1 protein-coding gene is annotated in these 230 nt (G+C 63.0%); it reads left to right on the top strand.

Annotation, left to right across the window (positions count from 1 at the left end):
• Positions 1 to 230, top strand: a 230-nt coding sequence (locus tag AC0L14_RS34830; protein ID WP_473752241.1) for a hypothetical protein, incomplete at both ends; no start/stop codon positions are given.

The raw sequence follows: 230 nt of genomic DNA, 5'->3' as shown, positions 1-230 counted from the left end.
ATTCGCGGCATCGATGTCGATCTCAAGCGTGACGGCGACTGGACAGGCTTTTCCGGCGGCGCCACCGTCAAGGACATCCCGGCCAGGGCCGAAGGCAGGGTGAAGATCGCCGACGGCACGACAAGCGTCGAGATCGCCTCGGGCGAAGCGACAATTCGCGGCATCAAGGCGGCGATCGCGCAGCCATCGAGCTTAAACATCGCCAATGGCACGGCCAGCATTGAGAAGCT

It is taken from the genome of Mesorhizobium sp. WSM4841 (assembly GCF_055811515.1).
Note: the sequence above shows the minus strand (reverse complement) of the source record. Positions and strands in the feature narration are given on the sequence as shown.